This window comes from Mobiluncus porci (assembly GCF_009695935.1).
GTDB lineage: Bacteria > Actinomycetota > Actinomycetes > Actinomycetales > Actinomycetaceae > Mobiluncus > Mobiluncus porci.
This window is the reverse complement of the sequence record NZ_VUMY01000007.1, coordinates 40,414-55,620: the sequence shown is the minus strand read 5'-3', so window position 1 is coordinate 55,620 and position 15,207 is coordinate 40,414. Positions and strand designations below refer to the sequence as shown.

The following is a 15,207-nucleotide window of genomic DNA, read 5'->3' as shown; positions in this document are numbered from 1 at the left end:
TATAAGGATTGGGGACGGTTCCACTTTGTTCCGTTCCTGCGGACTACGCGAAGACGAAACCGTCCCCATTTGCTCCGCTAATAAGGTTAAGGAAAAAATATGTGCGGAATTGTTGGCGCGGTAGGTCGCGAGAGTGGCTCTGAGGCTTTAGACACGGTTCTCGAAGGGCTGTCTCGCCTGGAATATCGCGGCTATGACTCGGCGGGAGTGGCGATTACTGACGCTTACGCGGCGGAACCACAGATATTGGTCCGGAAAGAAGTTGGAAAACTCTCGGCTTTGCGGAACTCCCTTGCTGAAGACCCCTTACCGAACGCCACCACCGCCATCGGCCACACCCGCTGGGCCACGCACGGGGGAGTGACCCGCGAAAACGCCCATCCGCATCGCTCCTGGGACGGAAAACTCGCCCTCATTCACAACGGGATTATTGAAAACGCCGACGCTTATCGGGCACACCTGAAAACTCTCGACATCAAGACAGTGTCCGAAACGGACACGGAAGTCGTGGCTCACCTTCTGGAACGGGCATTTCTCGCGGAACCGAAACCCGCGGGAGGAGAAGAACCGGTCGGTCCGGAGTCGGTTTCGATCCTCGAACTTGACCCCGAAAACCCGAATCCGAAAGATGCCACGAGGCTCGTGCGCGCCATGAGCCGCGTCGCGCGCGACCTCGAGGGATCCTTCACTTTACTTGCTATCCAGGAGGAGGCCCCCGGGGTGATTGTGGCTGCGCGCCGCTCTTCGCCGTTGGTGGTGGGGTTGGCCGAGGACGCGAACTATCTCGGCTCCGATGTGTTGGCATTCGCCTCCCAAACTCACCAAGCGCTTGAAATCGGACAAGACGAGGTTGTGGTCGTGACGCCGAGCGGGGTCTTGGTGCTTGATGAGACGGGCACGGAGATTCTCCACACGCGTGGCCTCGAGGTTTTCGCGAAGACTCCCGCGGAAAAGGAGCGCTTGTTTGAGATTGACTTCGCGACCGACAGGGTCACGAAAGAAGGCTTTGACACTTTCATGGAGAAAGAAATCCGCGAACAGCCGCGCGCTGTGGCGGAGACCTTGAAAGAACGCTTGGACGCGAAAGGTGCGCTGACCCTTGATGAACTCCGAATCGGAGCGGAAACCTTCCGCGGGATTGAATCGGTCATTATCGTGGCCTGCGGGACGGCGGCCTATGCGGGGCAGGTCGCGCGTTACGCGATTGAACATTGGTGTCGAATTCCTTGCGAGGTCGAGCTTGCTCACGAATTCAGGTATCGCGATCCGGTGGTTTCGGTGCGAACCCTGGTGGTTGCAATCAGCCAATCGGGCGAGACAATGGATACGATTATGGCGATTCGCCACGCCCGCGAGCAAGGGGCGCGAGTGCTGGCCATCGTGAACACCCCCGGTTCGACGATTTCCCGCGAGGCAGACGCGGTGCTCTTGACTCACGCGGGACCGGAAATCGCGGTGGCCTCCACGAAAGCATTTACCGCCCAGATTGCGGCGTGCTACCTGCTGGGGTTGTACTTGGCGCAAGTGCGCGGCAATAAGTATGCCGATGAAATCGCCGACTACCTGGACCGGCTCTCCGAGATGCCGGCGAAAATCCAGACGGTGCTGGACCGCTACGCCGGATCCCCGGATTTAGGAGTGGACCTTGAGCGCATCAAGTCGGTTATCTTCTTAGGGCGCCACGTCGGCTATCCGGTTGCGATGGAAGGGGCTTTGAAGCTCAAGGAAATCGCCTACCTCCACGCGGAGGGGTTTGCGGCCGGCGAGCTCAAACACGGGCCGATTGCGCTTATCGAGGAAGGACAACCGGTCGTGATTATTGTCCCGACCCCGCGCCGACCCGAGTTGCACCGTAAAGTGGTGTCAAATATCGCCGAGGTGCGGGCTCGCGGAGCCGTCACTTTGGTGGTGGCCGAGGACGGGGACGAGTCAGTAAACGAGTTCGCGGAGGTTGTGTGGCGGGTTCCGAAAACCCCGACTTTGATGAGACCTCTGGTTGATGTCTTGCCCCTGCAGCTTTTCGCACTTCGGATGGCGGGGCATCTCGGCTTCGACGTGGATCAGCCACGTAATCTCGCAAAGTCCGTTACCGTGGAGTGAGGATTTTCATGGATTCGCTCCTCGCGCCCCTAGTTTTGGGGGATAACGTCGGATTCGCGAGCAACGCGACTATTCCTCCTCCGGGGACTTTGACGGCGACAATCACCGAGTGGATTCACGGTTTCGCCGGATCGCCCGTGGCTCTGGCGGTGTTGGCCGGATTATGTTTTATTGACGCATTCTTCCCGCCCCTGCCCGCAGAATCCATCGTGATCGGACTGACTTCCTGGTATTTCGCTTCGGCGCCTGGGGAAGTCGTGCCCTTGCCCGCGATCTTTATTTGCGCGGTTATCGGGGCGATGCTCGGGGATTCTTTCGCGTTCTTTATCGGGACGCGGATTCCCGTGGAGCGGATTCGGTTTTTCACTGAAGGCAAGGGGAAGCCGGCCTATGACATGGCAAGTCGCCTGCTTCATAAACGAGGTACCTATTTTATTTTCGTGGCGCGGTTCATTCCGGGGGGACGCGTGGCGGTGAATGTGTGCGCGGGAGCAACGGATTTCGGATATCCGCGATTCCTCCGGACGGATGCGGTGGCGGTGGTCTGCTGGGTTGGCTACGGGATGCTGATTGGTTTCCTTTCGGGGACTCTCGTCGGTGGGGTAAACCCGCTCCTCGCGGTGATTATCGGGATGGTCGGAGGTTTGGTGTTGAGCTTCGTGATGGATCGGCTGGTGACCTGGTTTTTGAAGCGTCGCGAAACCAAGAAATAAATGTGGGACGATGGGGGCGTGCTTTGGCGTCCCACGGCAATAAGCTAGATCTTGCGCAAGTGGAGGCGGTGGACGCGGTGGTCGGCGCTTTTTTCGAGGATTAGCGTGGCTCGCGAGCGGGTAGGAGCAACGTTTTCGATGAGGTTCTTGAGGTTCACATCGCGCCAAATCTGGCGGGCGTGTTGTTCCGCTTCTTCGTCCGACCAAGAAGCAATCTCGCGGAAAAAGGAATTCGGATCCCTGAAGGCGGTGGCGCGAAGCTGGCGATAGCGAGCCATATACCATTCTTCGATATCCGCCGGACGAGCGTGGAGATAAATTGAGAAATCAAAGAAATCCGAGACTGTAAGAGAGTTACCGCCCTCGGTGATACGAGGGGGAGCCAAAACGTTCAATCCCTCTAGAATCAAAACTTCGGGAGAGCGAACCATTTGGTATTTTCCGGGAATAATATCGTAGGTGACATGGGAATATACCGGAGCCGCCACCTCGGGAGCTCCGGATTTCACCGCCGCCAAGAACCGTAACAGCGCCCGACGATCATAGGACTCAGGGAAACCCTTGCGGTCCATTAGCCCCCGCTCTACGAGGACCCGATTGGGGTACAGAAAACCGTCGGTTGTGACGAGGTCAACCCGCGGGGTGCCCGGCCAGCGCCGCATGAGCTCCCGTAGGAGCCGCGACACCGAGGATTTCCCGACTGCCACCGAGCCAGCCACCCCGATAACGAAGGGCGTGGTTTGGGGCTGGGCTTCGCCGAGGAAATCGGCTCGCCTCGTCCGGAGTTTCACTGCTCCGGCCGCATAAATCTGGAGCAATGCCGTCAACGGACGGTAGATGGCATCCACTTCCGCCAAATCCAGGGGATCTCCCAAGGCGCGCAGACGCTCGACATCGTTTTGCTCCAACGGGAGGGGAGTTTGGTCAGAGAGCGCCGACCATTGCTCACGCGTGTACATCACGAAGGGGGAGGACGGCGCGGGGGTTTCATTCCGGGGCGGTTCGGGGCGAGCCGCCAAAACTTCCCGCATAGCATTGCTGTATTTGGCTTGGACCGAAGCCGGATTATCCAAGAAATCCCGCATGAGCTCAGAACTCGGTGCCCAGCTAGTGTTTTGCCCCGAGGTCTCTCCCGAAAGAGTCGAACCTTCGAAACCGGTTGATTCCGTCATCTTCGTCATCGGCTAGCGCTTTTCCACTACTGAACCGATACAAAGTGAGCCGTCTTTGTCTCGGAAGAAGTACGCCGACGGTTCTTTCAACTGCGATTCAGAAGCGCGAAGATACATGGGATATTCGTTTTTCACGGTGTAGAGCTTGATATCTGACTCCAGTATTTTTTGGAGAGTTGCGAACGTGGCATCATCAATCAGCCCCTTTTCGTCTAGGGTGAGTTTTTCCGAAGCGCGGGGGCTGAACTCGGTGAATTCTGCGGGAGGGCTCCACTCGCTACACAGCAAGGGGTAATTGTCTTCTGAATCGCTAGGGCTCAAAGGGTAGCTATTCCTAGCCAGCAACCGCTCCATGACGTAGGTGACATCGGGAACCGAAACGGCATCGAGCTCCCCACCATAGGCCAGAACTGGACAAGAATAATGGGTCGACAATTCGCTCCAACTCACCGACACTTCAACAAACTTCCCGCTCCATTTCAAGCCCACCTCGGTTTTTTCTGGAGCGGTTCCTAGGGCCTCAACAAGGGCGTATTGGGCCGGTTGGGTCGTGAAACGATCCGTGAAAACTTCGGGGGTGATAGTCCAGCAGGCTCGCTGCATGGTCGTGAAATCGCCGTTTTTGAGGTCGGCAAAAAATGCTTTCAAACCCGCGAAATTCAGGGGGTCGCCCGCTTTTACCTGGTTGGATTTTGGCGACTTCGTGGGGGTTTTCTTCGCCCACTTCGAGGTTTTTGACGGGGTGGGAACCTCGGCTTCCGTATCGGTATCTACACTGGTCAAAGACGAAGGATAGGTGAGGTCAGACACGCCATCTAGGTTTAACTGAGCTTGGGGATCAATTTTGGGCGGCTCAGGAAGCGGCGCCCCATTGTCTGCCGGTTTGGTTCCCTCGGCAGGGGTAGCGGAGGGAGCATCCAAAATCCCCATGTTTAGAGTGGAGTTATTCCGGTAGGTTTTCCCGCTCACCTCCACCAAAAGTTGGGAAGAACCGGTTTTGGTGGATTTCGGTTGGGGGCCAGCCTTAGCGTCGGGGTCATTTGGGATCGCAGCAATTTGCGGAGACACCACAAACAAAATCACTATCACGAGAACGATACCCGCCGCAGCCAGGCTAAACAAGGCGGCCACGAGGTGCTTCGGGGTTTCAGTAAGCCAGGATTCCAGCTTATTTAGAGACATATCGCCCTTTCCTTGGTGGCTGACGTTTCGCTAGAGAACGTTCCCCCTAAGATTACTGTTTTTTTCTCAGGTCTGAAAACGCGGGGAATCGTCGGAGGAGAGTTTCACGGTTTGAATCCTTGCCGCGCTCAAGTTTTTTCGCTTAAGGTGGGAAGGTGATTTTCGGATATTCCCCGCGTCTAATCGCGGAAAAAGAAAAACATTTGGTGGAGGCAGCAAACGCTGCTCGCGGTGACGATGCCTTGATGAAAGTGGCAGCTCACGCGCTGTTCCACCAGACCCACCTGGCGTTGTCGGGAAAAATCCCGTGCCTAGCGGCAAAAGTGGGCAAGATACGACCGCTTTCCGAGCGTCGCATCCTGGTCTTGGTGGGGGCGGGCAACAACGGGGGAGACGGCCTCTATGCGGCTCGCGACTTGGCGCAGCGTGGCTATCCGGTTACCGTCCTTGCGACCTCTCAGAAAATTCACGAACAGGGCGCGGCTGCGGCGCGCCAAGCCGGAGTGGATTTTTGGCCAGTTTTAGCCGAAGGCGCAGGAGAAAACCATGATGCCACCAGGATTTCTGAAGAAGTCAGAGACAAGATTATTGAGTTGGCTCCCGCGGCCATTATTGATGCCATCATTGGAATCGGGGCACGCCCCCCGTTGCGAGAACCGGCTTTGAGTCTGGTGAGAGCTTTAAACGAGTGGCTGATATCGGAGGTATCTTCCGTAAGTCGTGAAAATTCGACCATAGGTGCCAATAATGGCAGAGATGGCCAAAATCTCCTGAGTTACGTAACAGCCCCGAGACCAATCGTGGTCGCTTGCGACCATCCCTCGGGGATTGACTTGGAAGAAGGCAGTGACTTGGGGAAGTCAAATGCGCTGTTGAAAGCCGATTTGACCGTCACGATGGGGGCTCCCAAGACGGGAATGCTCGTGGGTCAGGGGGCTACCGCAGTGGGGCACTTGGAAATCCAAGAGATTGGCCTTGACAATCTCACCCCGGAAGTGGCCCAAATCACCCGCGAAGACGTGGCGCAAGCCTGGCCGTGGCCAAAGTTCTCCGACCACAAATATTCCCGCGGGGTTCTCTCGGTATTGGCCGGTTCCGCCAAATATCCAGGAGCAGGAGTTTTAGTTACGACCGCGGCCCTCGCCTCCGGTGCATCCTTCGTTCGCTACCTGGGGGAGGACGCGGTACAGCCCCTGGTTTTGGGAGCCTCGCCGGAAGTCGTAATTGGTTCGGGACACTCCCAGGCTCTCGTGATGGGGTCGGGTTTTGACGGACACGACGAGAATCATCAAGGCCAACTCTTGGGAGCCTGGGAGACGCGGGAGCCGGAAGAATATGTGGTTCTCGATGCGGGGGCATTATCCCTTGTCGGGAGGTCAATCGAAACGGATGATCGCTGCTTGTTGACTCCGCACGCAGGGGAGGCGGCTGTTCTCGCTTCAGGGCTCGGCCTAGAAGCGAGCCGTGAAGAAATCGAGGCCAATCCCTATCGGTGGGCTCGGAAACTGGCCGCTGCCTCGGGTGCTACGGTGCTCTTGAAAGGGCCCGCCACGACAATAGCCAACCCGGACGGGACGGTTTATTCAGTCACCCACGGAACTCGGGATTTGGCCACGGCGGGATCGGGAGATGCGCTGGCGGGGATCCTAGGGTTTCTTTTCGCATCAACGAGAGACATTACTGATCTGGGATTCATGGCGGCAGTGGGAGCCTGGATTCACGGGGAAGCGGGAAGGCTCGCGGCCCCCACCCCGAGAACTACCGACATTATCAACGCGATTCGTCCCGCGGTAGCCGCTTTGCGAAGCTATGTGAGCCAGACAAACCGTAATTTTCTTGACAACTCCGAAAGTAGCCTCTAGGGAGGCGGCATCTCGGAGCGAAAAGTGACAAACTATTAGGGTCAAGGTTAGACGAGAAGGAAAGCAATGACTCAAACAGATAATCCGGTTTCGTGGCCAGTTCGAGCCGTGATAGACCTCGAAGCGTACCAGGAGAACCTGCGGCGGATGCGCTTATTTGCGCCGCGCTCTCAACAAATGGCCATCGTGAAAGCCAATGCGTATGGCCACGGAATCGAGCGGATTTCCTTGGCTGCGATTGAGGCCGGCGCCGAATGGCTGGGGGTAGCGAAGGCATCCGAAGCCTATCAATTGCGGAAATACTTAGATAAACAGGGAATTTCCCGCGATCATCTGGCAGATACTCCCACTACCGCGATGCTGCGCTCGCGCCTGTTCCAGGCCAACGCGGCCGGTCTCCCGACTGCGAAGCGGCCGCGGATTCTTGCTTGGCTCTACACTCCGTCAACGGACTTGAAGCGGGTGATTCAAGGAGAAATCGACCTCTCGGTGTCTTCCCTTGACCAACTCGATCAGGTGGCTCGCGGGGCTGACGCGGCGGGTTTGCGCGCCCGCGTCCACCTGAAGATTGATACGGGGCTGTCTCGCGGCGGGGAGACTCTCGAGGATTTTCCGGTGCTCTGTAAACTGGCGCGAGCCCGAGAGCGTTCCGGTCTTATCGAGGTCAGCGCAGTATGGTCGCACTTCTCTCGCTCTGACGAGCCCACCGAGGAAGCAGAAGCTTTCACGAAACTGCAACTGGATCGGTTCGAGGAAGCCTACGGGATGGCGCTGGAAGCCGGTTTAAACCCGAAACTCAAGCATATTGCGGCGACCGGAGCCATCATTTGGTACCCCGAAAGCCACTTCAACCTGGTTCGCGTGGGGATTTCCAGTTATGGACTGTCCCCGAATCCAACAATGGCCTCCTCCAAAGATTTGGGGATTCATCCGGTCATGCGCTTGGAAACCGAGGTCGCCCAAGTGAAGCGAATTCCCGCGGGAGCGGCAGTTTCCTACGGGGGAGAATGGGTGGCGGACCGACCCACTTGGCTGGCGCTGTTGCCGATAGGGTACGCCGACGGGTTGCTGCGTTCCGTCCAAGGGAAGGCGAAAGTGTGGGTTGGCGGTCACCTGGAAGAGGTAGTCGGTCGGATTCCCATGGATCAAATCATCGTCAATATGGGACCCGCGGTGGACGAGTCGGGGAATCCCGTCCCACCTCCAGTAGCGGCGGGGGATCTCGCGATTCTTTTCGGTGATTCCACAAGGGAAGTTGCCGGATATGAGACCGTTTCCGGCGACAGCGCCTGGAGCGCCGATCCGGTTCCGAGCGCCGATGACCTGGCGGCAGCAGCGGGAACCATCTCCTATGAGGTGCTGACCGCGATTGCTGACTCCACGCCGCGAATCTATCCGGAACCAACGGAGGCGACAAGATGACTGGAGACACAGGCAAACCCCAAGCGTCGGCCTTGGAAAACATTGAGACGAAATCTGCAGAGGAGACCCGACTCCTCGGGCAGGCTCTCGCTGAATTCTTGGATGCCGGAGATTTGGTGATTTTGGAGGGAGAACTCGGGGCGGGGAAAACCACTTTCACCCAGGGCCTCGGGGCGGGGCTCGGGGTAAAACAGCGGGTGACCTCGCCGACTTTTATTATTGCCCGAACCCACCGCGCAGAAAGCGGCTCCGGAAAACCGCAACTTGTCCACGTTGATGCCTACCGTTTGGAGGGCGGAGACGATGTGGACGCCCTCGATTTGGAATCTGCCTTGGAAAACTCGATTGTGGTAGTGGAATGGGGACGCGGCAAAGTCGAGGATCTTTCCGCCCACACCTTGCTGATTGAACTGAAGCGTCCCCAAACCGAGGAAATTCCGGTGACCGGAACCATCGCGGATATTCCCGGAGATACCAACTGTATGGCGACTTTCCGAAGCGTCTCGGGAAACTGGAATCTTTCGGGGGTAAAAGAGGCGTGGCAAAGCCTCGTTGCGGCAGCCAATGCTGCTGTAGAGACCGATGACACCGAGGAATAACCGGTGAGAAAAATGTGGTTTACCGGCTTGCGCCATCCTAAGCAATCCCTAATACCTTTCGGGCTGCGAGTGGCGGCGGGGATGCTCGCGTTGCTGGTGGCGGGAGTGGGTTTGGTGCCGTCAGCAAGTGCTGCTGCCGATAGTCCCTATGCGAAGGCTCGGGCGTGGTTCGCGAGCGAAGGCAATAAGCTGGCCGCGGCAACTGCTATGTATCTTCCGAGCCAACTGGAGGTTGCTCCCGACTCTAAACCGGAGGTGGGGGAAATTGCCCAGGTCTCTACCTGGACGAACGCAATGTTGAAAGGGACCTATTCCCTGCAAAATTCGACCATCCCGATTGACATGTGGGTGGCTCCGGTGACGCAGGGAGGGATTGCCCTGGGAGTCGTGGTCTATACCGAGCCGGAAAGCCAGTTATTTCCCACTCCGCTCCCGAAGAAATCAGACCTTGCTCCCAAACCGAGTGAGGGGATTCCCGAACCTACCCTGACCTCCAATGCTCTGACTGCGGGGGTGGTGGAGCCGAAGAACTCCCATCTCGCCGTCAAAGCAGATCCGCCGGGAGCCGCCTATATCCTGCCTGAACTGGCTCGGGCCTTGATAGCGGCTCCGCCGAGCTCGGAACGCCCCAACTTTCCGGTCTATGATCCGGTCGTTGATGGTTGGTTTATCCTAGTCGAGGATCAGTTGACACCGGTCAGCGCTGCGGCGCGAGCCCGCTTGCGAGGAACCGCGGGTCTCTTGGAAGTTCGCGAGGCCATCCAATCGTGGTGGGGAACCGCGAAAACCACTCCCACTCCGGAGCCAACTGTGGCGGGGACGAGCGCGGCTCCCACTGTCTTTTCAGTCGTGTTGGCGGCACTAATCGGGGCCGGTCTCGTGGGGCTGCTGATTTGGTTGAGCCTGCGACGTCAAAGTGATAGCGATGAGGAAGTGCTGCCACTACCAGATCCGGAACTCATCATTGTTCCTCCACCGCCACATACTTCGGCCATCCCGACCCTGCCGCGGGGAAAATAAACCCCATTTGTATGAGAAAGAAGCAAAATGCGTTACCTATTTATTGATACTGCCCACGGAGCTGGCGCCGCTTGGATCGACTCGGAATCCGAGGAGAATTTGGGGGTGGCAGAAACTGCCGACACCCGCTCCCAAGTGGAGGATCTCGCCGGTTTGGTGGCGAAGGTCGTTCCCGAATCCGAAACCCCCGATTTCGTGGTGGTTTCTCGCGGCCCTGCCCCTTTTACGGGACTTCGGGTGGGGCTCGTGAGTGCGAGAACTTTTGGCTTTGCCTGGGGAGTTCCGGTTTTCGGGCTTGATGAATTGGAACTGCTAGCAGCAGCGGGCAATAACAAATTGCTGTCGGCGGAGCGCGAGCAAGAATGGGTGATTCCTTGCGTGGATGCCCGCCGACACGAGGTGTATGCGGCGTTGTTCCGCCGCGGTTCTAACGGGGAGCCTCTTCGCCAAGGTCCTGACTGGGTGGGAGCCTCGGCTGAGTTACCGCGGATGCTTACCCAGTGGGACGCGACTTTCCCTAACTGGAGCGATTCGCGAGTGGTGGCGGTCGGGAATGCCGCTAACCAGTTGGAAGGAGTATCGCCTCTGGAAGTCGCCCTTGTTGATCAGGCGAAAGCGGCGGGAGGTCTCGTAGTAACGTTGAGCGGGGGAGAGTGGACAAATCTGCGCGGGAAAACGCAGACGGAACTGGTGGTGCTGGGGCTCGGGACTGAACCGGAGTATCTGCGCCGACCCGATATTCAAGAAAAGAAATAGGCCCCCGCCTCGCGCCGTGGGGGCAGTGGAGTTAGAGATGCCGGAAAACAAGGATGTTACTGTGATACGACGGGCTGAAGCTGCGGATTTGCCGCGACTGGCTGAGGCGGAACAGGTCTGTTTCGGTCAGGAAGCCTGGGACGCGGAGGGCCTCGAATGGCTGTTCAATGACCTCGAGGTATGTTTTTGGCTTCTGGAGGATGAAGCGGGAAAACTCCGGTCTTGGGTAGTGTGGGGAAAAGGAACTCGTTCCTTCCAAGCCGCAGACATCCCCGCGTTTAGCGGAGACCTCGGAAACCACCGCTTCATCCGAGTGATGTCTATCGCTACCCTTCCAGAATTTCGAGGCAGCGGCTTCGCGCGGAGCCTCCTGGTCGAGGGGTTGGAAAAAGCCCAGGCGGAGGGGTATTCCGGAGCGGTTCTCGAGGTTCGCCCCCGCAATTTTCCGGCTCGCCGTCTCTATGAGAGCCTGGGGTTCTATCGGGTAGCAGTTCTGCCGGCGTGGTTTCAATCTCCGGAAGAAGACGGTGAAATTTGGGTAAAGCAATTTTAAAAAACATCTAAGTTGCGAAAAGCTTTGAGTCCTCCGGCGGTGGGTTTCGCTCCGAGGCCCCTCATGTCCAGGACTTTCGACCCAGACGATTTCCTAAAAGTGCAGGTCAAAGAGTTATCAACTTGTTGAAAATAAACCACTCAGGGGAAACGCCCCAAGCGAGCACCCAAAATCTTATAGGCTCTTAGCCGTGGCCAATACAACACTTACTACAGATAACAGAGCAATCAAGACCACCGTTATCATCAAACAAGCCATGGCAATTTCTGGCGTGTTTTTTGTGGGGTTTTTGATTTTGCATGCCTACGGGAACCTCAAGGTTTTCCTGGGGCAGACCAACTACAACGAATATGCGCTTCATCTGCGTACATTCCTCATGCCTATACTTCCCTATGAAGGGTTGTTGTGGATTCTCAGGGTTGTGCTTATCGCGCTCATCCTGGTGCACATTATTTCCGCTCTCGTCTTGTGGCATCGCGCCTCCGCGGCTCGCGGGTCTCGCTACATGATGAAGAAGTCGCTGGCGACTGCTTATGCGGCGCGCACCGTGCGCTGGGGCGGCATCATCCTGCTGCTGTTCATTATTTTCCACCTTGCCCAATTCACCTTGAAGTTTGCCAAGATTGGTGACGCTGCCGCCTATGACTCCCATGAAGTCATGTTGAGTGCTTCCGGTGCTGTGGTAACCGACGAGGCGATGAGCGCTATGACCGTCACAGAGGGCAACCCCTACGCCATGATGTTCACGACGTTCTCGAACTGGTGGATGGTGCTTATCTACGCCATCGCAGTTGGAGCCTTGTGCCTCCACATTTCCCACGGCGTGTGGTCGGCGCTCCAGACCATGGGTTGGTTGCGTCGCAACACCCAGGGCACGATTCAGGTGATTTCCGGCCTGGTTGGTCTGCTGGTTCTCGTGATGTTCCTGGCTCCGCCCGTTGCTATCTTGGCGGGTCTGGTGCCGGCTCCGGTGATGGCTGTATAGGACGGGGAGGAATAAAATGACTGAACTTATTGACGGTTTCTACACCGAAGGCGAAAAAATTGCCGACACCAAGGCGCCAATGGACGTGCCGATTAAAGACCGCTGGCAGACCCGCAAATTCCGCGGCGGATTGGTGAACCCCACTAACCGGCGCAAACTCCACATCATCGTGGTGGGGTCTGGTCTCGCCGGTGGCGCCGGAGCGGCCTCGCTCGGGGAACTCGGCTACCACGTTGACGTGTTCTACTACCAAGACTCCGCTCGTCGCGCCCACTCCATTGCGGCGCAGGGCGGCATCAACGCGGCCAAGAACTATCGCAACGATAATGACTCCACCCAGCGCCTGTTCTACGACACGGTGAAAGGTGGGGACTACCGCAGCCGTGAAAACAATGTCTACCGTTTGGCGGAAGTTTCGGCCAATATTATTGACCAGTGCGTTGCTCAAGGCGTGCCTTTCGCGCGCGAATACGGTGGCCTGTTGGATAACCGTTCCTTTGGTGGCGTCCAGGTCGCGCGTACTTTCTATGCTCGCGGCCAGACAGGTCAGCAGCTCTTGATTGGCGCCTACCAGGCGCTTTCCCGTCAAATCAAGGCCGGCACGGTTATCCCGCACCAACGCCACGAAATGATGGACCTCATCATTAAGGACGGCAAGGCGCGCGGCATCGTGACCCGCGATTTGACGACCGGCAAGATTGAGACCTGGTTGGCTGACGCAGTCGTGTTGGCCAGTGGTGGTTACGGCAACGTGTTCTTCCTTTCCACCAATGCGATGGGTTCCAACGTGTCGGCAGCGTGGAAGGCTTACAAGCACGGCGCTTATTTCGCTAACCCTTGCTACACCCAGATTCACCCGACCTGCATCCCGCAACACGGCAATTTCCAGTCGAAGTTGACCTTGATGTCGGAGTCGCTACGTAACGACGGGCGGATTTGGGTGCCGAAGAAGAAAGAGGACTGCAAGAAGGATCCGCGCGAGATTCCCGAAGAAGATCGCGATTACTACCTCGAGCGGATCTACCCCTCCTTCGGTAACCTCGTCCCGCGTGACATTGCGTCTCGCCAGGCCAAGAACATGTGTGACGAAGGTCGCGGTGTGGGGCCGGAGATTAACGGCGTAGCCCGCGGGGTTTACCTCGACTTCGGGGAGGCAATCCAGCGTCTGGGGCGGAAGGCCGTGTCTGACAAGTACGGCAACCTCTTCGACATGTACGAGCGCATCACCGGCGATAACCCCTACGAGGTTCCGATGCGTATCTATCCGGCAGTCCACTACACCATGGGTGGCCTCTGGGTCGACTACGACTTGATGAGCAACATTGAAGGCCTGTACGTGGCCGGTGAAGCGAACTTCTCCGATCACGGCGCGAACCGCCTCGGCGCTTCGGCTTTGATGCAGGGCTTGTCTGACGGCTACTTCGTTTTGCCGGCCACGATTTCGGATTACTTGGCGCACGGCGCGATGCCGAAACTGGAGGAAGACGATCCGGCGGTCGTGGAGGCTGTGGAGCGAGTCACCGGTAAGATTGACAAGCTCATGGCGATCCAAGGCACCCGTTCGGTCGATTCCATCCACAAGGAGCTCGGCCACATTATGTGGGAAAAGTGCGGCATGGAACGCACTGACGCCGGTTTGCGTGAAGCCATTGGTGAGATTCGCAAACTTCGCGAGGATTTCTGGAAAGACGTCCGGATCCCGGGTCGCGCCGATGAGTTGAACCAGTCTTTGGAAAAGGCCTGCCGTCTGGCAGACTTCCTGGAGCTCGGCGAACTCATGTGCATCGATGCTTTGCACCGTAAGGAATCTTGTGGCGGTCACTTCCGCGCTGAATCCCAAACGGAGGAAGGCGAAGCGAAACGTGACGATGAGAACTTCCTCTACGTGGGGGCGTGGGAATACGGCGGCGAGCCGAATGCTGCGCCTGTGCTGCATAAAGAGGATCTCATCTACAAGGACATTCAGCTGAAGCAACGGAGTTACAAGTGAACATTACATTACGAGTTTGGCGTCAAAAGGGGCCGCAGGATAAAGGCGCGCTCCACGAATATCATCTCACCGACATTTCCCCGGATGCTTCCTTCCTTGAGATGCTTGACATCTTGAATGAGCAGCTTTTTGCTGCCGGAGAGGAACCGGTCGCATTCGATTCGGATTGCCGTGAGGGAATCTGTGGCATGTGTGGTGTCGTCATCAACGGCGTCCCGCATGGCCCGCACAAGAACCGCACCACGACCTGTCAGCTCCACATGCGGACTTTTAAGGACGGCGACACTATCACGGTCGAGCCGTGGCGGTCTAAAGCTTTCCCGATTTTGCGCGACTTGGTCGTGAATCGCGAGGCTTTCGACCACATTATCCAGGCCGGTGGTTACATTTCGGTCAACACGGGTGCAGCCCCTGAGGCGCACTCCGTACCGGTGCCGAAGGAAAATGCCGACCGAGCTTTTGAGGCGGCCGTGTGTATTGGCTGTGGCGCTTGCGTCGCGGCCTGCCCGAACGGGTCGGCGATGCTGTTCACCTCCGCGAAGGTCACGCATCTCGGGCTCCTGCCACAGGGCAAGCCGGAAAACTACGACCGTGTGGTGAATATGTTGAACCAGCACGATGCCGAGGGATTCGGCGCTTGCCAGAATGTGGGCGAGTGCGCGAAGGTCTGCCCGAAGCAGATTCCGCTCGACTGCATTTCCTTCCTGAATCGCCAGCTTGGCAAGGCGTTCTTGAAAGGGAAGTAAACCGCTTAGCGCTGGTTTGAGGCGTGAATAATCGAATACGTAAGGAACCCCGGGCTTTTCAGTCCGGGGTTCCCTTTTCAAGGGAATTGTGACGAATCTCACACTTA

General features: G+C 57.4%; 13 protein-coding genes. 11 read left to right on the top strand and 2 right to left on the bottom strand.

The window, feature by feature from the left end:
• The first annotated feature begins 99 nt into the window (after nt 1-99).
• Entirely contained in the window at nt 100-2,100 is a 2,001-nt protein-coding gene (gene glmS / locus FYJ63_RS04960) for a glutamine--fructose-6-phosphate transaminase (isomerizing) (protein ID WP_154544414.1), read from the top strand.
• A gap of 8 nt (nt 2,101-2,108) precedes the next feature.
• Nucleotides 2,109-2,813 (top strand): DedA family protein, encoded by a 705-nt coding sequence (locus FYJ63_RS04955; RefSeq protein ID WP_154544412.1) that lies wholly within the window; start codon nt 2,109-2,111, stop codon nt 2,811-2,813.
• Between the two features lie 44 nt (nt 2,814-2,857).
• Here the strand turns inward: FYJ63_RS04955 and coaA are convergent, their stop codons facing one another.
• Both coaA and FYJ63_RS04945 read right to left on the bottom strand, forming a co-directional pair.
• The gene (gene coaA / locus FYJ63_RS04950) at nt 2,858-3,898 is read right to left on the bottom strand and encodes a type I pantothenate kinase (protein ID WP_195839343.1); all 1,041 of its coding nucleotides are present in this window, start codon (nt 3,896-3,898) and stop codon (nt 2,858-2,860) included.
• Nucleotides 3,899-3,997: 99 nt separating this feature from the next.
• Complete coding sequence (locus FYJ63_RS04945) at nt 3,998-5,167, bottom strand: hypothetical protein (RefSeq protein WP_154544408.1); 1,170 nt, start codon at nt 5,165-5,167, stop codon at nt 3,998-4,000.
• Nucleotides 5,168-5,322: 155 nt separating this feature from the next.
• Between FYJ63_RS04945 and FYJ63_RS04940 the strand changes: the two genes are divergently transcribed.
• The 9 genes from FYJ63_RS04940 (at nt 5,323) to FYJ63_RS04900 (ending at nt 15,100) form a co-directional block, all read left to right on the top strand.
• Nucleotides 5,323-7,029: a bifunctional ADP-dependent NAD(P)H-hydrate dehydratase/NAD(P)H-hydrate epimerase gene (locus tag FYJ63_RS04940; protein ID WP_338106830.1), complete on the top strand. Its 1,707-nt coding sequence runs from the start codon at nt 5,323-5,325 to the stop codon at nt 7,027-7,029.
• Between the two features lie 66 nt (nt 7,030-7,095).
• Complete coding sequence (alr, locus tag FYJ63_RS04935) at nt 7,096-8,451, top strand: alanine racemase (RefSeq protein WP_154544406.1); 1,356 nt, start codon at nt 7,096-7,098, stop codon at nt 8,449-8,451.
• Nucleotides 8,448-9,050: a tRNA (adenosine(37)-N6)-threonylcarbamoyltransferase complex ATPase subunit type 1 TsaE gene (gene tsaE / locus FYJ63_RS04930; RefSeq protein WP_154544404.1), complete on the top strand. Its 603-nt coding sequence runs from the start codon at nt 8,448-8,450 to the stop codon at nt 9,048-9,050. The genes alr and tsaE overlap by 4 nt, the downstream gene beginning before the upstream one ends.
• A 3-nt stretch (nt 9,051-9,053) precedes the next feature.
• Nucleotides 9,054-10,070, top strand: coding sequence for an auxin-repressed protein (locus FYJ63_RS04925; protein WP_154544394.1), 1,017 nt, complete (start codon nt 9,054-9,056; stop codon nt 10,068-10,070).
• A 27-nt stretch (nt 10,071-10,097) separates the two neighbouring features.
• On the top strand, nt 10,098-10,826 hold the full coding sequence (gene tsaB / locus FYJ63_RS04920) for a tRNA (adenosine(37)-N6)-threonylcarbamoyltransferase complex dimerization subunit type 1 TsaB (protein ID WP_154544392.1): 729 nt from the start codon (nt 10,098-10,100) through the stop codon (nt 10,824-10,826).
• 61 nt (nt 10,827-10,887) lie between these two features.
• Nucleotides 10,888-11,379, top strand: coding sequence for a GNAT family N-acetyltransferase (locus FYJ63_RS04915; protein ID WP_195839341.1), 492 nt, complete (start codon nt 10,888-10,890; stop codon nt 11,377-11,379).
• 190 nt (nt 11,380-11,569) lie between these two features.
• Nucleotides 11,570-12,364: a succinate dehydrogenase cytochrome b subunit gene (locus FYJ63_RS04910; protein WP_277026999.1), complete on the top strand. Its 795-nt coding sequence runs from the start codon at nt 11,570-11,572 to the stop codon at nt 12,362-12,364.
• Nucleotides 12,365-12,380: 16 nt separating this feature from the next.
• A complete protein-coding gene (locus FYJ63_RS04905) occupies nt 12,381-14,354 on the top strand; it encodes a fumarate reductase/succinate dehydrogenase flavoprotein subunit (RefSeq protein ID WP_154544388.1) in 1,974 nt (657 codons plus the stop codon).
• Nucleotides 14,351-15,100 carry a succinate dehydrogenase/fumarate reductase iron-sulfur subunit gene (locus FYJ63_RS04900; RefSeq protein WP_277027004.1) on the top strand — a complete coding sequence of 250 codons (750 nt, stop codon included), beginning with the start codon at nt 14,351-14,353 and terminating at the stop codon, nt 15,098-15,100. Before FYJ63_RS04905 ends, FYJ63_RS04900 begins: the two co-directional genes overlap by 4 nt.
• Nucleotides 15,101-15,207: the final 107 nt, after the last annotated feature.